The sequence below is a fragment of the Pseudoalteromonas sp. Scap03 genome (genome assembly GCF_013393115.1).
Lineage (GTDB): Bacteria > Pseudomonadota > Gammaproteobacteria > Enterobacterales > Alteromonadaceae > Pseudoalteromonas.
In genome coordinates this window covers 2,125,532-2,146,626 of sequence record NZ_VDEU01000001.1, presented here as the reverse complement: position 1 = coordinate 2,146,626, position 21,095 = coordinate 2,125,532, and the positions used below count along the sequence as shown (strand labels likewise).

At 40.5% G+C, this 21,095-nt stretch carries 13 protein-coding genes and 1 pseudogene; 9 read left to right on the top strand and 5 right to left on the bottom strand.

Annotation, left to right across the window (positions count from 1 at the left end; translation table 11 throughout):
• Positions 1-5 precede the first annotated feature (5 nt).
• The 7 genes from FHG08_RS09800 to ttcA all read left to right on the top strand — a co-directional run bounded on the left by FHG08_RS09800 (position 6) and on the right by ttcA (position 7,437).
• On the top strand, positions 6-2,378 hold the full coding sequence (locus FHG08_RS09800) for a heavy metal translocating P-type ATPase (RefSeq protein ID WP_178955710.1): 2,373 nt from the start codon (positions 6-8) through the stop codon (positions 2,376-2,378).
• On the top strand, positions 2,375-2,542 hold the full coding sequence (gene ccoS / locus FHG08_RS09795; RefSeq protein ID WP_008109812.1) for a cbb3-type cytochrome oxidase assembly protein CcoS: 168 nt from the start codon (positions 2,375-2,377) through the stop codon (positions 2,540-2,542). The genes FHG08_RS09800 and ccoS overlap by 4 nt, the downstream gene beginning before the upstream one ends.
• A complete protein-coding gene (locus FHG08_RS09790) occupies positions 2,535-3,206 on the top strand; it encodes a sulfite exporter TauE/SafE family protein (protein WP_178955708.1) in 672 nt (223 codons plus the stop codon). The genes ccoS and FHG08_RS09790 overlap by 8 nt, the downstream gene beginning before the upstream one ends.
• Positions 3,207-3,248: 42 nt before the next feature.
• A complete protein-coding gene (locus tag FHG08_RS09785) occupies positions 3,249-3,986 on the top strand; it encodes an FNR family transcription factor (protein WP_138607043.1) in 738 nt (245 codons plus the stop codon).
• Positions 3,987-4,186: 200 nt separating this feature from the next.
• On the top strand, positions 4,187-5,341 hold the full coding sequence (locus FHG08_RS09780) for a right-handed parallel beta-helix repeat-containing protein (protein WP_178955706.1): 1,155 nt from the start codon (positions 4,187-4,189) through the stop codon (positions 5,339-5,341).
• Positions 5,342-5,503: 162 nt separating this feature from the next.
• Entirely contained in the window at positions 5,504-6,430 is a 927-nt protein-coding gene (uspE, locus tag FHG08_RS09775; RefSeq protein WP_178955704.1) for a universal stress protein UspE, read from the top strand.
• Positions 6,431-6,522: 92 nt separating this feature from the next.
• Positions 6,523-7,437, top strand: a complete 915-nt coding sequence (ttcA, locus tag FHG08_RS09770; RefSeq protein ID WP_178955702.1) for a tRNA 2-thiocytidine(32) synthetase TtcA — start codon at positions 6,523-6,525, stop codon at positions 7,435-7,437.
• 49 nt (positions 7,438-7,486) lie between these two features.
• Here the strand turns inward: ttcA and FHG08_RS09765 are convergent, their stop codons facing one another.
• Positions 7,487-8,548, bottom strand: coding sequence for a hypothetical protein (locus FHG08_RS09765; protein ID WP_178955700.1), 1,062 nt, complete (start codon positions 8,546-8,548; stop codon positions 7,487-7,489).
• A gap of 155 nt (positions 8,549-8,703) precedes the next feature.
• The gene (locus FHG08_RS09760) at positions 8,704-9,762 is read right to left on the bottom strand and encodes a hypothetical protein (RefSeq protein ID WP_178955698.1); all 1,059 of its coding nucleotides are present in this window, start codon (positions 9,760-9,762) and stop codon (positions 8,704-8,706) included.
• A 327-nt stretch (positions 9,763-10,089) separates the two neighbouring features.
• On the opposite strand from FHG08_RS09760, the pseudogene FHG08_RS09755 reads away from it, so the two are divergent.
• Positions 10,090-11,378 (top strand): annotated as a pseudogene (locus FHG08_RS09755) (amidohydrolase).
• A gap of 133 nt (positions 11,379-11,511) precedes the next feature.
• Positions 11,512-12,144 (top strand): trimeric intracellular cation channel family protein, encoded by a 633-nt coding sequence (locus FHG08_RS09750; protein WP_138609080.1) that lies wholly within the window; start codon positions 11,512-11,514, stop codon positions 12,142-12,144.
• 13 nt (positions 12,145-12,157) lie between these two features.
• Here FHG08_RS09750 and recD read toward each other — a convergent pair whose 3' ends face one another.
• From recD to recC, 3 genes are read right to left on the bottom strand one after another with little or no spacing between them, the layout of a single operon-like run.
• Positions 12,158-14,176: an exodeoxyribonuclease V subunit alpha gene (gene recD, locus FHG08_RS09745; protein ID WP_178955696.1), complete on the bottom strand. Its 2,019-nt coding sequence runs from the start codon at positions 14,174-14,176 to the stop codon at positions 12,158-12,160.
• Positions 14,173-17,739, bottom strand: a complete 3,567-nt coding sequence (gene recB / locus FHG08_RS09740; RefSeq protein ID WP_178955695.1) for an exodeoxyribonuclease V subunit beta — start codon at positions 17,737-17,739, stop codon at positions 14,173-14,175. Before recB ends, recD begins: the two co-directional genes overlap by 4 nt.
• Positions 17,726-21,025 (bottom strand): exodeoxyribonuclease V subunit gamma, encoded by a 3,300-nt coding sequence (gene recC, locus FHG08_RS09735; RefSeq protein ID WP_178955694.1) that lies wholly within the window; start codon positions 21,023-21,025, stop codon positions 17,726-17,728. Before recC ends, recB begins: the two co-directional genes overlap by 14 nt.
• Positions 21,026-21,095 lie beyond the last annotated feature (70 nt).

Genomic DNA, 21,095 nt, shown 5'->3' with positions numbered 1-21,095 from the left:
TTAGTATGTCTAAAAATTGCTTTCATTGTCTTGAAAGTGTGCCGGCAGGGTTTGACGCACACGTTATTATAGACAATACCGCTGAGCCAATGTGTTGCATTGGCTGCCAAGCGGTTGCTCAAAACATCATTGACCAAGGAATGACCGACTACTACAAATACCGCACCGTAAGTGCCGGCAAAGTAGAGCAACTGGTTCCTGAACAGCTCGCTTTTATTAAAAGCTATGACAATGAAGATATCCAAGATGAATTTATTAGTACGCACAACAACAACTCTGAGGTATTACTGAGTGTTGAAGGTATAACCTGCGCCGCCTGTGCCTGGCTAATTGAAAAGCAATTATTAAACCTTAAATCGGTAAAACGCGTTGATGTAAATACCTCAACAAATCGTGCCATGATCCACTGGGATAAAAGCGCCACGCCTTTAAGTGAGCTAATTACCTCATTGGCTGAAATAGGTTATAAAGCGTACCCCTTTCAATCTGATTTAGAAGCTCAGCAAAAGCAGCAAACTGCCAAAGCGTATATTCGTCGTCTCGGTGTTGCAGGTTTGATGACCATGCAAGTGATGATGTTTGCCTTTGCAATGTACTTTGGCATGTTCTCTGGAATGGACAGCAATTTTGAACAGTACTTTAGATGGATCAGTTTAATTCTCGCTACCCCCGTTATCCTATACAGCGCCCTGCCCTTTTTAAGTAATGCAATTAATGGCTTAAAAGCAAAACAGTTGAATATGGACTTACCAGTATCATTGGCTATTTTTGGTGCTTATGGCGCTAGCTGTTATGCCACAGTAATGGAAGTAGGCGAGGTTTACTTTGAATCTATTTGTATGTTTACCTTTTTACTCTTATTAGGTAAATACTTAGAATTTAGAGCGCGTTTAAAAGCCAGTGAATTCACTGCTAACTTGCAAAAGTTGTTACCCCTTACTGCCCGTACGCTCGATGAACGCGGTAATGAGCACATCATTGCCGCCAAAAAACTCAAACTTAACGATATTGTGTTAATAAAGGCAGGCGAAACCATTCCTGCTGATGGCATATTAGTTAAAGGCAGTACCAGTGTTGATGAGTCGATGATGACCGGCGAACATCAACCAGTACGAAAGTACATTGATCATAACGTGTATGCAGGCACGGTTAATCATGATGGTATAATTGAAATAAAAATCAACAAGCTAGGCCAAAACACCCTGCTTAATCAAATTATTCGCCTGCAACATAATGCCCTGACAAAACGCCCAAGACTGGTTGAAATTACCGATAAAGTGGCGCAGTGGTTTGTTGCTGTATTACTAGTATTTGCCTCCATAACTGCGATTGGTTGGTATCAGGTAGACCCTGACGTTGCATTTTGGATCACTATTTCGGTGTTAGTGGCCACTTGCCCGTGCGCATTAAGTTTAGCAATTCCAACCGCATTAACCTGTGCTGTAGCAACCTTAACCCGCAAAGGCATATTAATAAAGCAAGCGCATGTGCTCGAAACGCTATCAAAGCTCACTTTATTTGCCTTTGATAAAACAGGTACGCTTACACAAGGTAAATTTAGCCTCGACGTGATTGACATACTTGATGATAACTACAGCAAAGAGCAAATTCTTGATATTGCAGCCCAGCTTGAAAGTTATTCTGAACACCCTATTGCCAGTGCATTTAAGGAGTTTAAAGGACAGCGTAAATTTGACGATGTACAACTCCACCCAGGCATTGGGATAAGCGCCCAGTTTGATAATACCCATTACGCTATTGGTAAAAGTGGCTGGTTTGATACAAAGAAAACCAACGCACAAGCCACGCTTTATATAAACAAGCAGGCTGTTGCACGCTTTTACTTTGTAGATAAAGTTAAAGCTGATGCCGATAAGCTAATTAATGTTTTACAAGCGGCTAACCTTAGTTGCCATATGCTAACTGGTGATGCATCTGATGCGGGTGCCAAAGTAGCTAAAAAGTTAAAGCTTGATTCAGTACTTGCCAGTTGCAGTCCAAAAGATAAACAAAATGCCGTTGATCACTGGTCATCGCAAGGTGAAATTGTTGCTATGGTTGGCGATGGCGTAAACGACAGCCCAGTATTTGCCAGTGCCCATTTATCTATCGCCATGGAAACCGGTGCCGATATATCTAAAAACAGTGCTGATGTTGTATTGCTTAACAGTGACTTAGCTTCAATCTCGCATTTGTTAACTATTGCTAAACAAACACGACGTATAATTAAGCAAAACTTGGCGCTTTCTTTATTATATAATGGCTCTATATTACCGCTAGCGGCTATGGGCTTAGTTGCTCCTTGGATGGCCGTTATTGGTATGTCTGCCAGCTCTATTATTGTGATATGTAATTCACTAAGGCTATTAAAGTTATGAGCATAATTTATATTTTAGTTCCTATCGCTATTTTGTTTGTATTGATTGCTATTGGCGTATTTTTTTGGGCAGTAAAAGGCGAGCAATTCTCTGATTTAAACAAGCAAGGCCACAGTATTTTGTTTGAAGACGACAAAGAGCAGCACAATAAAAGTAATGATTGACCCTATTTTTGTTAGCGCTTTTTTAATGGGTTTAATTGGCAGTGGTCATTGCATTGCTATGTGTGGTGGTATTGCCAGCTCATTACAACTTGCCAGCAATAAACGTCAAACGTGGTTATATTCTCTAGCTTATAACAGCGGTCGAGCTTTAAGTTATATGCTAGCAGGAGCCCTTGTTGCGGGTATTAGTAGCCAGTTTGCTACGCAAAATTCTGCTTTTTCATTATTTCTGTCATTTTTAGCCGGTATTTTTATGTTACTGGTTGGCATTTATATTATGCGCTTAGCCGCCACCTTACAGTGGCTCGAAAAACTGGGTAAAACCCTCATTTGGCAGCATTTAATTAAACTTAATAAATATTTAATGCCCATTGATTCGCCTTTTAAAGCCCTTGGCTATGGCGCGTTATGGGGCTGGTTACCGTGCGGTTTAGTATACTCTGCACTTACTTGGGCAATGACCAGTGGCAACGCTATTAATGGTGCTTTAGTTATGCTGGCATTTGCTCTAGGCACATTTCCTGCCATGATCACCTTAGGTATGGCTGCACAAAAGCTAAATGCGCTTTTTAATCACCCATGGACACGAATAACATTAGGCAGTGTTATCATTTGGTATGGTATCTACCTTCTGATCATTGCAACAGATAAGCTAGTGCATTAACATTATAAAATGTCGTGCATAGAAATTTAACGGATTGAACTTATGGATTTTTCTCAAAGTCGTGCTAAAGGTAATTGTGCCATTAGCTGTAATAACTGCAGTATTAGCCAGTTATGTTTACCATTTTCTTTAAATGGCCAAGAAATGGATAAACTTGATGAGATCATTGAGCGAAAAAAACCATTACACAAAGGTGACTACTTATTTGAATCGGGCGCGCCTTTAAATGCAATTTTTGCGGTTCGTTCGGGTTCGTTTAAATCGTATACATTGTCTGAGCAAGGCGATGAACAAATTACAGGCTTTCATTTAGCTGGCGACCTTGTTGGATTTGATGCCATTAATAAAATGCAGCACCAAAGCTTTTCTCAAGCACTAGAAACCTCAATGGTATGTGAAATCCCCTTTGATACCCTTGATGAACTCGCTGGTAAGTTGCCTAAGCTACGCCAACAAATTATGCGCTTAATGAGTAGTGAAATAACCTACGATCAAGAAATGCTGCTATTACTCAATAAGAAGTCTGCCGAAGAGCGTCTAGCGAGTTTTATTTATAATTTATCAGAGCGTTTTGGTGAACGTGGTTTTTCACGTAAAGAATTTAGATTTACCATGACCCGCGGTGAAATTGGCAACTACCTTGGTTTAACTGTTGAAACTATTAGCCGTTTATTGAGCCGTTTTCAAAAAGCAGATTTAATCAAAGTAGAAGGTAAGTTTATTACTATTTTAGATAATGACGCGCTTGCAAAAACAGCTGCTATTATAAAACCCCGTTAATAATAGTTTCTCATTTTAAAATTAATCCCCCCTAAATCAGAGCGTAATTATTGCAATTATGCTCTATCTCTACTAACACTTTGAGTAGAGGTATTAACCATTCACTTTTAAGAGTCGATGAAGATAATTACTTACCTAGCTCATTTTCTAACATAAAAGCAACTACGTCCTATTACACTCTTATATAGAAGGACAATCTTATGCCTTATTCTTTATTTCTATTTATCACTCTTTCTTTAAGTATTTTATTTAGTAGTCAAGTATCAAGCTCTATGATCCCCGATGATGGAATTGATGACTCACAAGCACTAAAAGACTTGATTTTAAACACTGCAGAAAACTCTGAGCTTAAAATAGACAAACCAGGAGTTTACGATATATGTTCAGCTATTATCGTCAGAAACCTTAGTAACATTACTATCACCGCTAATGCTGGCGTCATACTAAAAAAGTGTGACCAATTTGAAGGAGAATATATTTTATCCTTTTATAATTCACGCTTCATAGAAATTAATGGTTTTATTTTTAGAGGGTTAACGACAGACAAAATTAATTATGTTTGGGGTGAGCAAGGTATCCTTTTTGCAGGCTCCGAAGATATTTCAATTAAACATAATCACTTTTATGATTTTGGTGATGCGGCTATAAGAGCAACATCTTCACATTTATCATCCCATGATGCGAATATAAATTCTTTCAGAATTGATATTCGTAATAATTACTTTGAAAATGTCACACAAGTAACAACTACTCACCCGTGGAATAATAACTATGGAGGTACGCATGATATTACAGTTGAAGATAATATTTTTGAGGGATTGAAGGGATCATTGAAATTTGCAACGGTTAAACCTGTATCAAAGGCTCTAGTAAGATATAACACTTTCAAAAACACCAAAGGCACTGCTATAGAAATTACTTATTATTCTAACGTAAAAATTATTGCTAATACCTTTATAGACAGTGATAAGTTTATCCTCAATGCTTACCCAAATAAACCAAGAAGTGTAACGGAGCCTTTTAATTGGGGAAATATTTATTTTACTCACAACACTATTTTACGTTCTAAGGGAGGCATTAGAATACAGTCAGATGTAACCGACGAGCTAATAGATGACAAATACGTTAGAGGCATTTATATCAATAACAATCACTTTATTAACGTTGATATGACCGTTTATCCTGAAAAAAAATATTGGTATCTTATTAACTTATTCAGTAGAGGTGGAAAGAGTTATCTGTTTTCTACCATTAAAGATAACGTTTATAACTTACTACCTGAAGTGGGCTTTGTGAAAAAAACGAGTGGATTTACTGTAGAAGATAACACTTCAATAAAACCTGAGAATAATTAAATTTTTATAAAGCCCTTCATGCTTTTATTCAACATAAAGAGTTTTAAAATTAGAGAAACTTTATTTCTTGATATAGAACAATAATCTTAGTGCTTCCCCCTTTAACTGTTGTGTATTTGCGTTACACTGAATGTATAACTGTTAAGTGAATGGAGTAGCACAATGGAAATGATTAAACGTATTATCGCGGTTATTGATCCAACTAAAGACGATCAAAATGCCCTCGCGCGTTCAATAGATTTAGCCAAAAAGTCGGGTGCGAGCATTACCGCATTTATGACGGTTTACGATTTCTCTTACGAAATGACTACTATGCTATCAGGCGATGAACGTGAAGCAATGCGTCAAGCCGTCCTTAAAGATCGTGAGCTATGGCTTAAAGAGCTGATCTCTCCTTATCAAAATATAAATATAGATACGCAAGTTATTTGGCATAATCGCCCATACGAGGCAATAATTAATACCGTTATCAATGATAAATACGACTTGGTTATCAAAGGTACGCATCAACATGGCGCACTAAAAGCGGTTATTTTTACTCCTACAGACTGGCATTTAGTTAGAAAATGCCCAACGCCCGTTCTATTTGTTAAAGATATGCAATGGCCAGCACAAGGTAATATTTTAGCTGCTGTGAATGCAGTCAGTGAAAATGAGCAACACCTATCACTTAATAAACGCATAATTAAAGATGCACAATTTTTATGTGAACTGGCTAATGCTAAACTTAACTTAGTCAATGCCTACCCTGCTACACCGGTAAATATTGCGATAGAAATTCCTGAGTTTAATCCTGGGCTTTACAACGAATCAGTTAAAAAACATCACATTGAATCAACCAATGAATTAGCTAATGAGTTTAACTTAACCTCTGATCAATGCTTTATTGAAGAGGGCTTGCCAGAAGATGTGATACCGGATGTTGCAAGTCGTTTAAATAGTGAGTTAGTGGTTATTGGCACTGTGGGACGTACCGGCTTAAGTGCTGCATTAGTGGGTAACACCGCTGAGCATGTTATTGACAGCCTCGATTGTGATGTACTTGCATTGAAACCTGATGGCTATGTAAGTCCACTCGCAGAAAGTTAACGTTTGCTGTAGCTGTGATATTACATATGGCATATAATACGCCCCTTTATTTTTAGCAATTAATTTTGCCGTACTGTTTATAAGGGGGCGTAGTGTCTCATTCTGCTCAAGCCAAAGCTCAACACAACTTAAATAAGCTTCAAAAGCGTTTACGTCGCCTCACAGGTCAAGCTGTCATGGATTTTAACATGATAGAAGAAGGTGATCGTATCATGGTGTGCTTATCTGGCGGAAAAGACAGTTACACTATGCTCGATATGCTGCAACATTTACAGCGTGTTGCCCCTATCAAGTTTGATCTTTTTGCGGTTAACCTTGACCAAAAACAACCAGACTTCCCTGAGCATGTACTGCCTGAATACCTTGATAATTTAAATATTGAATACAAAATTGTCGAAGAAGATACCTACAGTATTGTTACCGATATTATTCCTGAAGGTAAAACAACGTGCTCACTTTGCTCTCGTCTACGCCGTGGTATTTTATATCGTACGGCTAAAGAGCTAGGCGCTACTAAAATCGCATTGGGTCATCACCGCGATGACATGATAGAAACCTTGTTTTTAAATATGTTTTATGGCGGCAAACTTAAAAGTATGCCGGCTAAACTAATGAGTGATAATGGCGAGCACATGGTTATTCGCCCATTAGCTTATTGTAAAGAAGCCGATATTAGCCAATACGCATTTAGTCAAGGCTACCCTATTATTCCGTGTAACTTATGTGGCTCACAAGAAAACTTACAACGTAAGCACACCAAGAACATGCTAGAACAATGGAATAAAGAGCACCCAGGGCGTATAGAAAGTATTTTTACTGCAATGCAAAATGTTGTACCTTCGCATTTAGCTGATAACCAATTGTTTGATTTTGCTAATCTGCAAACCGGTGACGTTATTGATGGTGGCGATATCGCGTTAGATAAACCAGATATACCAAAAACGCCGGTTAATCCTGAACAAGATGAACTAAACCAAGCCGACGTGGTTACAATTAATTTAAGCTAATTTTTTAAGGGTTTGCAGTAATGCAAACCCTTCACTCTGTTCTATGCTGCTACTTACCGGCAGCTAATCCTTGTAAAAACTCTAAACTCTGCAATTCTTGTTTATTCGCCTGATAAGGTAGCTGCTGTAAGCTATCGTAAGCAAAATCTTCAATAGTAAACTCACTCACTTTACTTTGCCCAAAGCTGTTACGCTCACCTGGGCTTGGCGACATACGCTCAATAACAAAGTCACTCAATCGTAAGCCATTTGTTTGCTTAGGCAAAACAGACCAATGCGCTTTAAAATCAATTTTTTCGCTGCCCTCATTTAAACGTGCTTTAGCAACTAAATGCGCTAATGGCGAACTACCACTGTATAAGTTAGCTCTTAAGCGATATAAGCCACTTTTTATAACCGTTAAATTAGCAGGCACTATCATATTATCATTACGTGGATACGCGCTATCAAAGCTAGTTAGGGTTGCACTAGGCGGCATATATTGTATTTGTGCCACCACAGGGACCATTTTACCTGCAATGTCGGCTTCAACTAATAATTGTAAATTACGAGGATAGTCTTCCTCACCTTTAAACGTAATTGCTAGCTTATTGTCACGAGCAACACCGCTATGTGTTTTTAACGGCTGTTTGGTATCCGTATCACTGAGTGTTACCTGTGCTTTACCTAAATTTTGTGCGCTTATGGTTAATTCAATTGCTTGCGGATAGACATAGCGATATTGAGATAAACTTAAGGTTAACTCCCCCCCTTGCTCTCCTACAGGGCTAGTAACAGGAAAAAACTGATTTGGCTTAAGCCGGTCTTCATCATATACCGTTAAAGGTTGCGAATAAGGTGGAAATGCTAAGCTTTGCTGATATTGCTGCGCGACTGCCGATGCTGCTTTAGCTATATCTTCATTAAACTCATGCTGCTCTTTAGGCATGTTTTTTATGCTCGGTTTAATATCTAGTACCTTAGGTTTTGCTGGCATAGCAACAAATTCAGGTGTTTTTTTATGCTCTTTAGCTGTTGTTTGCGAAGCTGAATAACTAGCATTGCCTTTACCTAAAAACCACATCAAGCCGGTAACTATTATTACTAAAACAATAACGTAGGATTTTTTCATTGTTATTTATCCTATAACATCAAGCAGTTAATCACTTTTAGAACGTAAAGCTGATGCAATTTGCATTAAGCTTTTTTTGGCTAAAAATAAATAACTGCATAAAGCTAATTGGTACCAAAAGCATGCAGCATATAAAGCCGCACGCACAATCACCTTTATGGGATCACATTATATATGAGCGTTGAAGCACTCAAATTATCAGAGTCTTTCACATAGCGGTATTGTTTTTTCCAAAACCAACTACCGGTAGTTTCATCGACAGTTTCATATCCTAATTTATCGCCAGCCACGCTAATATTATTCATTGCCACCGTTACATTACCTTGGTGCTGCGCTTGTTGAATTTCGTTATGGCTGTAACTGTTAGTCATCATTAATGGATAATGGTATGGCATGAAGCTACTAACAGCATCACCTTGCGATTTTAAACGCCCATTGGTATCAATATTGGCGCTACAACTGCCAAATGAGCTTACCGAGCTTGCACCGCATGATGAGTGAGTAGCGACTACCGAATCATCGTTACCACGCAAAAAGCCAGCCGTTAAACCTAAGTAAGCATTACCATCGGCCACAAAACGTAAACGCGGTGTGCGCGCATCAGGTAATGGCGCGATTCTACGTGCATTATTAACTTTTAAATCATGTAATACACCAACCGCCTCATTAATTTCACTGCCTAGCCACCAAGTTAATGCAGCATCTACAGCAAAATTCCACGATGCGCCGGTTAACGCACTCACCGCTAAGTCGGCTAATTCACTACCGCCACCAGCACCTGCTAAATCAAAGGTAGCAATAATATTAAGCGGTTTTAAACCCGCGTTTTCTAGCCAGTTTTCTTGGTTATCTATAATATATCGGGCAACTAAGTCACCGGTAGAGTGGGTTACAAACACGCAGCCTGGCTCGCATAAATTTGAGCGAGAGATCTGTTGTAGCTTGGGCCATACCCAATCTGTAGTAATTTTTCCTTCTATTCGTTCATACGCAGGCCAGTCAATGCGCTCGTCGGCACGGTTTACCCAATAAGACTGCCAATAGCTTTGGCCATCGTTTACTACATCACTACCTGCTTTATTGGTAAGCTGGGATACTTGCAAACCATGAATTAAAACTACTTTATACTCTTTACTAAGCGCAGAAAAACTCATTAAGAGCCCTATTGCTGCTGCAAATAAAGTCGCGCGTTTAAAAGTGTGTGTGTTGTTCATATTAATCCTTAACTGATTGAATATTTTTATTATGCTTAGCTTATTACACGATGTTGTCAGTGCATGGTAAAAGCAATGCATTGACCAGTATTGGGAACAAATTTAAAAAATGCAACATTTTGTTATCATTTTCACCGTTAAAGCTAAATATTTGCGTTAAAATACGACAAAAGCGCCAAACTATTGTGTTAAACAAAATAGCTTTATCCCCTTCTTAAGCAGTATCAATAAACTTTCTTTTAACTGTGGTTAACTATTAAACAACACTACTTTTTATTGATGTAATAGCGTAAGTTAATTACACACGATGAAAATCAAGGAATTAAAATGATAAAAAAAATAATTTTTAGCAGTGTTTTATTTACTGCAATTTCAGCGCCTAGTTTTGCTAGTAGTATTAACACCCAACTTGAACAAGCAACACAAAGTGTAAGTGAAAAAGTCATTACATGGCGTCGCCATTTGCATCAATATCCAGAGCTGAGTAATCGCGAATTTGAAACCGCTAAGTACATTACTAACCATTTAAAATCACTGGGGCTTGAAGTACAAACCGATGTTGCGCATACCGGTGTTGTGGCTAAATTAAGCGGTGGTAAAAAGGCCCTTTAATCGCCCTTCGTGCCGATATGGATGCTTTACCCGTTACCGAACAAGTTGATTTACCCTTTGCCTCTAAACAAACCTCAACCTATCGTGGTAATGAAGTAGGCGTTATGCATGCCTGCGGGCACGACACTCATGTTGCTATTCTAATGGCCGTAGCAGAGTCACTGGTAAAAATTAAAGATCAGTTAGCGGGTGACGTACTGTTTGTATTTCAACCGGATGAAGAAGGTGCCCCCGAAGGAGAAGAAGGAGGCGCAGAGCTAATGCTAAAAGAAGGTTTATTTAAACAAAAACCTGAAGCGGTGTTTGGCTTGCATGTCACCAGCTCACTTAATACTGGTCAAATTGGCTTTAGAGAAGGGCCTCTAATGGCCAGTGAAGACTCTTTCACAATTAACGTAACGGGTCGTCAAACTCATGGCTCGCGCCCTTGGAATGGCGTAGATCCCATTGTTGCTTCATCACAAATTATAATGGCAACTCAAACAATTGCCTCTCGCCAGGTAGATGTAACTAAAGCGCCTTCTGTTATTTCATTTGGCGCGATTAACGGCGGCATACGCTCAAATATTATCCCCGATAATGTAGAGCTTATTGGTACAATTAGAACCTTTGATCAAACGATGCGTGCCGATATTAAAAAACGTTTAGCTAAAACCGCTGAGCTGGTTGCCGAATCCGCGGGGGCTAAAGCTGATGTGCATATAGATCACGGCTACCCTGTAACAGTAAATAATGTTGCACTGACCCAAAAAATGACCCCTACACTTGCCCGTATTGCTGGTGCTGACAACATTATTACCACAGATTTAATTACCGGTGCAGAAGACTTTAGCTATTATGCACTAGAAACCCCTGGGCTGTTTTACTTTTTAGGCATTACTCCGAAAGATCAAAACGCTAAAACGGCACCAAGTAATCATTCACCTCAGTTTTATGTTGACGAAAGCGCATTACAACTTGGCGTAGAATCATTATCTCAACTGGTCGTTGACTACTTACAATAAGAACCAGCATAACAAGCACTGGGCTAATAACCTTGTCCTTGTATTATAGACAGTGTTATTCAGCTAATATAAATCCCCAATCGCTTATCTTTTAATGTCTAATATAAATTCTCAATCTGGTAAGGACACCTCAATGACGGCAGAGTATTTTAATTTTTTAAGCCTTATTGGCGTGGCATTCTTTGCAATTTCAGGTGCATTATTAGGCCACGACAAAGATATTGGTGGATTTGGTGTTGTGGTTGTTGGCTCAGTCACTGCGTTAGGTGGTGGCACGCTCAGAGATATTCTTCTTAACCAACCTGTATTTTGGATAGCCAACCCCGATTATTTATACGCTACCTATGGCGCTATTTTTGTCACCGTTATGTTTATTCGCCACTTGCCCGACCTGTCTAACTATTACATGTTACTGGTTGATGCCATCGGTATGGCTATTTTTAATGTGGTCGGCATTGAAAAAGCATTAATTGAAGGTACAACCATGGTTGTTGCGCTTACAATGGGAATGACGACGGGTATATTTGGCGGCTTAATACGTGATGTGATCTGTAGAGAAGTACCGCTGGTGATGCGCGAAGAGCTATACTCCACCGCGTGCTTTGCAGGAGGCTTAACCTATGCCACACTATTTTTATTAGAAGCTCCTTATTTATGGTGCATTATAGGTTCATTATTGGTAACCGTCTTTCTAAGATTGGGCGCACTGCATTTTGGCTGGCAACCCAACCTATTTAGAAAACGAACCCCAAAAATAAGAGATTAGTATAAGTATGGCTTTACACTAATCGCTCATACAAGCCTGACGCCCGTGATACACTTTTACCCATGGCCAATTGCAGCACTTTTTTATCTGCCACCAGCTCAAAGGTCTGTTTTGCGCGGGTAATTCCCGTGTACACTAATTGCCTATTAATACCGATACTCGCCTGCTTGAGCGGTGGTAACACCATCGCGGTATAACTAAACTCTGAGCCTTGGGATTTATGAATGGTCATTACATACACTTTATCGTGCACCGGAAGCCGTGCGGGTGAAAATGCCCGTTCATTCCCTTGCTCATCAATAAACAGTGCCTTGAGTTGGCCGCTATCATCGGGCATTAAAATCCCTATATCACCGTTAAATAATTTTAGCTGGTAGTCGTTTTGACTAACCATTATCGGCATCCCTATATAATGCCGCTGATTAGGATTAACGCTAATTAAACCTTGCTGCTGTAATACCCGTTCAATACGCTGGTTTAAACTATTAACACCATAATCGCCTTCACGTACCGCAGCAAGTAACTGATAACTGGCAAAAGCTGCATGCACTTTCGCAACACTGGCACCTTGCGCTATCAGGGTTAGGTAATTAGCATAATGACTTGCGGCACTATTTACTAACTTTTCAATCGGTGTGGAAACAAAATCATAGTCTAAAATAATATCGCTAAAATGCCCTTCGCTGCTTTGTTGTTCAACGTAATTTAATATTCCTCGGTTGTTGGTATTTACAGCCAGCGCCAATTGACCTATGCCACTTTTTGCATCAAACCGATAGCTATGTTGTAAAAAGGCAATGCAATCCGCAAGTTTAAACTCACTTTGACTTTGCGCATTTAGTTTAACAGCGCCATTAAAGCACAGCGTGTTCAATTGCTCACAGCGTACTTTTGAATAACGCGGTGTTTGTCCAAGCACTAACCCTTGGCATAAATCACTCATTACACTGCCAGTATCAACCGAAGCAAGTTGGTCTTTATCGCCAAGTAAAATCAATCGAGCATGATCTGGCAAGGCCTCAATTAGTTTAGCCATAAGTGATAAGTCGACCATGCTGGCCTCATCAATAATCAATACATCAACATGCAACGGATTGCTTTTATCGTGTCGGAATTTATTGGTAAATGGCTTAACTCCCAACAGACGATGAATGGTTTGCGCACTTTGCGGGATCAACGCGTTAATATCAGCCGGTATTTCACTAAGCTTATTTTTAGCCCCTAAAATTGACTCTGTTAGCCGTGCCGCTGCTTTACCTGTGGGTGCTACTAATTTTATGCTCAATGGCGCCGCTTTATATAACGATTGTAAAATCGCTAACAGCTTTGTTACCGTGGTGGTTTTACCGGTGCCAGGCCCGCCCGTGATCACACTAAACCCTTTTGTGGCGGCAATCGCACACGCTACTTTTTGCCAATCAATGTCAATACTCGGATCATCAGGAAAGTAGCGGGTTAATAACTGAGCAAGTACTGCATCATCAAGGTTAAGTTGTCGTTCGCTCATTGTCAGTAATCGTTGGGCAAGGGTTTGTTCATAGCCTGCTAAACGAGAAAAATATAATCGTTGATTAAACAATTGCAGCGGCTTTTGCTCCCCAACACTGTGATGTGAGAGTAAATAACGTATTGCTGCCTCAGTCGTAAAGTCATTACTAAATGGGCTGAGAGTGTCAGGCTGCGTGCCTTCTAGTTTAGTAAAGTCGCTTTGACGTAAATTAAACGGATTAGTCCAATCAACCTCTGTTAGGGTTAAACAGCTATGCTGGCTTTGTTGCGATAAACACAGCATTAAAATTATATAAAAGAGGTCGTCATACCCTTGCTGTGCGTTTGTGCCACTGAGTAATTCAGCCAGTTTTACATCAACCACACGCACTCTATGTTCGTCCGTTAAATACGTTAGCAACGGCACGACTTTAATACTTTCGCTGCCCTGCATCGTTGGCTGTGCTGTTGTGAGCACAGGTTCGTCTATAGGGGCATCATCTAAGTCATCAAACAAACCCGGTTGTTGATTTAAATCACTCATAGCATGGCTCCTTGGCTAAACAAGCCATCTAAAATAACGACTTGATCTGGACTTAGCTGTTTAAAGTACACTCCCTCACCTGCTGGCATACCGCGTAAAAAAGTATAATAAACACCGCCTAAATGCGCCTCTATTGAATAATCGGGAATTCGCTGTTTAAGCAAGCGATGCAGCGCTACGGTATAAATTAAATACTGTAAATGATATTGGTGACTGGTCATTGCTTGCTCTAGCTGCTCAGACACATAATCGGCAGCGGTACTGCCCAAATAATTCGATTTATAATCTAAAATATAATACTTGCCTTGGTAGCAAAAAATTAAATCAATAAAGCCTTTTAGTAACCCTTTAACATGGGCAAACTCAAGTTTACTTTGGTTAAAACCAAAATGTTTAATTAACACTTCATTAAGCTTAGGGGCACTGAGGCTGCTAAGCGGTAAATTAAACTCCATTTCTACTAAACAGTCACTTGGCGCTAATTGGCTCAAACTTAAATTATTCTTGCTGTTTAACGGGCAATTAAGTGCATCGAGTACCCATTGCTCGGTAATTTGCTGCCATTGCTCATCGATATGGTACTTTTCAAAAGCACGCTCAATCACAGCCGTTAAGTTTTGCTCGGCATTCGTGGGATGATTTACCGGACTGGTAAAATCAAGCTGCTCAAATATTTCGTGCAAACAACTCCCTGGTTTTGCACCCTTAGGAAAGCTATACGGTGAAGGAAGTTCATCTTGCTGCACGGCAAACTCATCTCTTTGATGATCTTCATCGCTGCGCCCTGGAGCAAGTTGGTCAGCATGCTTTTTAAAGCTCAAGGCACTAAAGCTAGTTGCTCGCCAGTCACGTTCAATCTGCGCAGTTACTGTATTAATAAGTAAATCGTGCTGTTTAGTGTCACTATTTTTTAACCGAAGTATGCCCTGCTCATGTAATTCGCCTGAGGTAAATTGCTGGTATTGCATAGCATGATTAGCCTCACAAAATTCACTTAAATGGGTGCGCCATACTTGGCTACTGCTTATCTCTAATCCTGAGAATAACACATGCCCCAGCGCACTACTTTGAATTGCTAAACGGCTACTTTGCCCTTGAGAAATGTTATACACGCCCAGCGAACAAAAATGCACTGCACGGGTCAGTGCCACATAAAGCAAACGTAAGTCTTCTGCTAAACGTTCTTGTTCGGCTTTTTGCAAGGCGTCTTCGTCTTTACTTAAATCGTAAATCAACTTGCCATTTTGATGATAAAGCGCGTCTTTAGTTTCACGATAACCACTGGCAAATGGCATAAATACCAATGGGTATTCAAGCCCTTTAGAAGCGTGCATAGTCACAATTTTAACTAAGTTCGCATCACTTTCTAAGCGAACTTGCACTGTTTCGCCATCTTGCTGGCTCACCTTTTGCGCAAACCAACGTAATAAACGAAGTGTCCCTTCAAGCTCTATTTGTTTTTGCTGCAGTATTTCGCCAAGATGTCTAAAGTCGGTAAGCCACCGCTCTACGTTATAGCCCAAGCCTTGCCACTTGGCACTGAGCTGATTGTGACTCAGTAAGCGTTCGAGCATTGCCATTGCCCCTTGCTTATGCCAAATATGGCTAAGTTGAGCAAAAAAGTTTAGGTGTTCTTGCCAGCTATTTTCATCATCGGCTAGAGCAAAAATATCGTTATAGCTTAAACAAAATAACGGGCCAGCTAATACACCGCGTAGTAACGCCTCATCGTACTGACCATGCAAAGCCGTTAAAAAATTGAGCAAGTGATGACTTAACTCTTGGCTAAATACACTGTCGCGCGACAAATACACACTGGCAATATTAGCTTTACTCAGCGCTTGCTTCATTATTTGTGCTTCAACGCGGTCGCGCACCAAAATACAAATATCAGCAGCGCTTACCGGCGTACTGCCAATACAGGCTATTCCTTGGTTTGCCTGCTCAAGTAAAGTAACAATTTTATTGGTAAAATGGGTGGCTAAATGAGCTTGCCCTAAGCCTTTACTGGTCGGCTTATTTTTTTCATCGCCGGCTTCATCTACAAACACATTAAACTCAAACGCGGTGGCAGGTTTACCGTCAATTAAAAACGACTCATCTGCTTTTTTTCCTTTCGCTTTCACTTTATTAAATGGAATGGCGTCGTTATAAATAAAGCTGTTTTCGTATTTGCTAAATAAGCTATTTATGCTATTTACAATATCACTGCTTGAGCGAAAGTTAGTGCCCAATGTAAATTGTTGTGGCTCATCTACCGCTTCTTTTGCGCCAATGTAGGTAAATATATCTGCGCCCCTAAACCCATAAATTGCTTGTTTGGGATCGCCTATCATAGCTAAAGTGGTATTGCTTTGAGCATAAATTTTACTAAAAATCCCGTACTGAATCGGGTCAGTATCCTGAAACTCATCTATCATTGCCACCGGAAATAACTGCGCTATTTTTTGTGCGAGCACATCACCTTGTTCACTCTTTAAGGCACTGTGTAAATTAGTCAGTAAATCGTCAGGGGTGATCACGCTTTGTTCTTGTTTGCGTTTAACTATGGCCGCTTTTACCCAGCTCGCCGCATATTGCACTATCGCAATTTTTAACCCTTGGTTAATGGTGTTGTTAAGTGCGGCTAAGGCATCGAATTGGCTAATAAGTGGATGAGTCAGTAATGTGCCATTTTTTTTATAATTAGCGGCATTACTTAAGTTCTCGCTACTCCACACCTCAAACGAATACTTACTGGTACCAAATTCAAAAAAGTCATCATTGCCTAAGCAAAATGCTTCAAGTGCAGCAAGGCTGCCCTTTCGCCCAGGTGTTTTTGAACCACTTAAATCGGATGCTTTAACAGCGCCAATAAACTCTTGCTCTAGGCACGCTTTTTTAAAGGCAGGAATACGCGCCAAGTATTCATCTCGCGCTTGCCATACCGCATCTAAACTAACTTGCGGGGTTATCTCTGCGTTCGCCTTATTTAAAATACTACTTACATGACTAAATAGTGATTCGGGCGCGGCAAATACCGCTAAAATCGCATCTGTTTTTTCTTTACTAAGTGGGTATACAAACGCGCGCCAAAAGTCTTTTATGGTTTCAAGCAGAATATCGCGCTCATCTAAAATGAACTCTAAGTTAAATGCCACACCGGATTCAAACGCATGCTGCTTTAGCATTCGCTGACAAAAACCATGAATGGTAAAAATAGCTGCTTCGTCCATTGATTTAGCTGCGGCATCGAGTAAGTCAAATGCACGGTGCTTGTCATCAACGCCCGCTATTACATCCTCAATTAGCTCATCATTGGGTACTTGCCCCAGTAACGCATCACGCGCAGCAATAATACGGCTACGAACACGGTCTTTAATTTCTTGCGTGGCGGCATCGGTAAAGGTGACTACCAAAATTTGCTCAACACTCAATGGCGTATTTAGCTCACCGGATATTTGCATACCCAATAAATAACGCAAATACAAACCCGTGATCGTGTAGGTTTTACCTGTGCCTGCACTGGCTTCAATTAAGCTTTGTCCTGATAATGGCATAGTGAGTGGATTAAGCGCTTGCATAGTCACTCTCCTTGGCGTGCTCGAATAATGGGGCGAGTAGCTTATCGCTCCAATGTATAAATTCGTCTTGGCAGTCATTAAGTGATTGCACCGTTAAACGAATATAAGGGTTTTCTCCTTCACCTCGGCCAATATACTGTGGACTAAATTTACTGTTGGCTTTTGCCATATCACCACCGCTTTTTACGTATTCATAACCACTTACCGGAAAAAACGCCACGGGCTTGTTGCGTAATGCTTTATAAAGCTCAAACCAATCTGCGAGCAGTAAATCGGCATCGGCTTTACTCATTGGGGCAAAGCTAATTTGTTTATCTAAACCCAGTAATAAAGTTTCAACCTCTTGTTGCATGCTTTGTGCAGCAAGATGATAAATAAAGCCTTTAATTAAATCTTTAGCTTTAATACTAGCACTGCGATAAAACACTTGTTTTTGCATATACACATGGTTTAACCAGCCTTCAATGGTGGTGTTTTCAAGTGACAGTAATACTTCTATCGGTTCGCTTTTACCCGCTTTTATTTGTTGTTTTACTTGCCCTGCAAGCGCATCAACGCGATGTTGCATGCTTTCATAAATTAAGCTACCAACATGAGCTTGCGGCAACTCACCGCGCTGCAGTATTTGTTCGGTACTTAGTGGGATATCGTTAATATTAGCTTCAAGTATTTCATCAAGGTAAAAATAACGGCGTAGCGCATCTAAGCTAAACGGTTCTTCATCTTTGGCTATATCGTTAAATTGCGGCAAACGTAACCCTAAGCTTTGCTGATAAAAGCTCTCTTGGGCATGGCACACACTGCGAATAAACACATCAAGATCAAGTAGCTCTGGAGGCGTTACATCAAGCGTAGTAATTGCTTTTGGCTCAATGGCCTCGCTAGGCAGCCAAATTGGGTTATAGCTGTGGTTGTTAAGCCCTGCCTGTTCAGCGCTAGCTGGCAGATAATACTGACTATTAAAAGGTTGTAAATGTTGTTGGCTAATAAGACAATCTGGCAAGGATTTATCACTGGGTTCGCTAAGTTTGAAGCTGCGACCTATGTATTCTAACAATTCACTGACAAGCGTTGATGGCATGCGCGGCTGGTTGTCAAAACATGAGCGACCAATGTAGCTCATATATAAATTATCTCGGGCACTGAGAAGTGCTTCTAAAAAGAGGTAACGGTCATCGAGTTTTCGTGAACGATCACCTTTTTGCTTTTTAGAGTAAGGTACTAAGTCAAAACCGATAGGCTGCACGGTACGTGGGTAATCGGCATCGTTCAAGCCTAACATACACACTACCTTAAACGGCACGGCGCGCATTGGCATTAACGTACAAAAATTCACTTGCCCCACTAAAAAACGTTGGCCGACACCTTTTTCTTGTATGCCTTGTTTAATTAAATAGCTAACAATGCGCTGCGACACGGCCTCACTGTAATCACCGTTATCGTGGTGCTTACCAATATCTTCGAGTACTTTTTGCAGCACTAATAAATCCCAACTGTCGTCACTTTCGCTCTCATAAATAGTATTGAGCAGCTCATTTAAAATTTGGGCTTTATTGGTGAGTGTGTCATCGGGGGTGAGCTTAGCTTTAAAGTCTTGCAGCACATCAATAAAGTGTACCAGCTTATTGAGTGTATCGAGCGCCATGCCCTCAACCTCATCGGCACTGTAAATACCATTAAATGGGCACTGTTCATCGCGCATGGCAATACCCAGTAGTAAACGGTTTAAGCCATGCTGCCAAGTGTTAAGCTCAATTGCGGGTAAGTCAAAGCTACTTTTATGTTCAGCGTTTACGCCCCATTTAACGCCAACACGCTCCAACCAATACTGAATTTGCTCATATTCATGTGCTTCTAAACCAAATTTTTCAGCAATTTGGGTAACCTGTAATAAATCGAGAATATCCGACACGCCGAAGCGCGAAAACGGTAAGTTAGCCAAACTGGCAAACGAACTCAGTACAGGTTTTTCTTGCTCTATGGCTAAATCAGCTAGCGCATAAGGTATAAATCGGCTGCCCTGTGCACCACCAAAAACTGCTTCAATATAAGGGCTGTAGGTGCCAACATCGGGCATCATCACGATGATGTCTTTCGGGGTAAGCGCTGAGTTTTGATTAAACAAATTAAGTAAGTAATCGTGTAAACGCTCTACTTCTCGAAGCGGTGTATGGCAATCACTAAGTGTAATACTTGCATCGTTTGCAGTTATTGGCAGCTTGCCCTCATCGTTTATAAACCATTCTTTGTTATCGGTGAGCGACTCACCTTTAAAGGCAAGTTGGTAAATTTCACTTTGCACTTGGCCAAGTAAGCTGTCGTCAAATACATCTATAAAGCCATCAATCCAGCGGGCATCAAGCTGCACTAGTTGCTCAAAATAATCGCGGCCGAGTTTACCCCACGACGATAACAGCGGATTACCAATAAAATAGTATTCCTCATCGGGATTGGTGTGCTTTTTTTGCTGCGCTTCCAGCAGCGGCATTTTGGCATATTTAGCGGTGATTTTAGCGGCTGTTTTTTCATCAATGATATCGCCCCAGTAATGCTCGCTAGGGTTAAAAAAGAACAAAAACACTTCAGTTTTTTTACTTAAGGCTTCAAACACCTCAAGCTGCGAGCTAGCAATGGCAGATATGCCAAATAAGCTAATGCGTTTTGGTAATAAGCTGCTATCCATGCTCTCAAGTGCACTGAGTAACTGCCCTTGCATATTGGCACGGTGAAATTGGCTTTGCCCCAGCTGCTTGCTTAATTTGACGATACGACGCCATAAATCGGGTTGCCAAGGCGCAATCGTTATATCAACATCATCAAGCTCATCGGTGCCACTATCCCAACTGGCTATCCAATGGGGGCGGTACATCAAATATTGGTCGTACACATCGGCTATTTTTTCACATAGAGCAAAGGTTTTTTGGCCGTCAATATCGCCCTCTAAATAGGTTTTAAGCGGTAAGTACAGCGGCTCATTTATGCACTGGGGTAAAATGGCAAATAATTTCCAAGCAAGGTTAGGTTTGTTAAAGGCCGACTCTTTAGGCACGTTTGGCAGTAATTGCTGATACAACTGCCAAATAAAACTCGACGGCAGCGGAAAGTCTACCTGTGCAGCTACGCCTAAATTTTCACTTAAACCGATTTTAAGCCACTGCGACATACCCGGCGATTGCACTAACACCACTTCTTTATCAAATGGGCTTTGCAATGGGTTTATTTTTAATAGCTGATGAAACTGCGCTTGCAGGGCTTCCATACGGTTTGATTGAATAATATTGAGCATACGATACCAGCCTTACTTGAGATAAAGCCAGTGTAAGATATTTTCAATTTAAGCGGTAGCGCTAAGGGAG

Bases quoted from the DNA above. Each gene is read 5' to 3' on its own strand.
- FHG08_RS09760 (WP_178955698.1), bottom strand. From the start codon at position 9,762: ATGAACAACACACACACTTTTAAACGCGCGACTTTATTTGCAGCAGCA.
- FHG08_RS09800 (WP_178955710.1), top strand. From the start codon at position 6: ATGTCTAAAAATTGCTTTCATTGTCTTGAAAGTGTGCCGGCAGGGTTT.
- FHG08_RS09750 (WP_138609080.1), top strand. From the start codon at position 11,512: ATGACGGCAGAGTATTTTAATTTTTTAAGCCTTATTGGCGTGGCATTC.
- recC (WP_178955694.1), bottom strand. From the start codon at position 21,025: ATGCTCAATATTATTCAATCAAACCGTATGGAAGCCCTGCAAGCGCAG.
- FHG08_RS09765 (WP_178955700.1), bottom strand. From the start codon at position 8,548: ATGAAAAAATCCTACGTTATTGTTTTAGTAATAATAGTTACCGGCTTG.
- FHG08_RS09790 (WP_178955708.1), top strand. From the start codon at position 2,535: ATGATTGACCCTATTTTTGTTAGCGCTTTTTTAATGGGTTTAATTGGC.
- uspE (WP_178955704.1), top strand. From the start codon at position 5,504: ATGGAAATGATTAAACGTATTATCGCGGTTATTGATCCAACTAAAGAC.
- FHG08_RS09780 (WP_178955706.1), top strand. From the start codon at position 4,187: ATGCCTTATTCTTTATTTCTATTTATCACTCTTTCTTTAAGTATTTTA.
- recD (WP_178955696.1), bottom strand. From the start codon at position 14,176: ATGAGTGATTTAAATCAACAACCGGGTTTGTTTGATGACTTAGATGAT.
- recB (WP_178955695.1), bottom strand. From the start codon at position 17,739: ATGCAAGCGCTTAATCCACTCACTATGCCATTATCAGGACAAAGCTTA.
- FHG08_RS09785 (WP_138607043.1), top strand. From the start codon at position 3,249: ATGGATTTTTCTCAAAGTCGTGCTAAAGGTAATTGTGCCATTAGCTGT.
- ccoS (WP_008109812.1), top strand. From the start codon at position 2,375: ATGAGCATAATTTATATTTTAGTTCCTATCGCTATTTTGTTTGTATTG.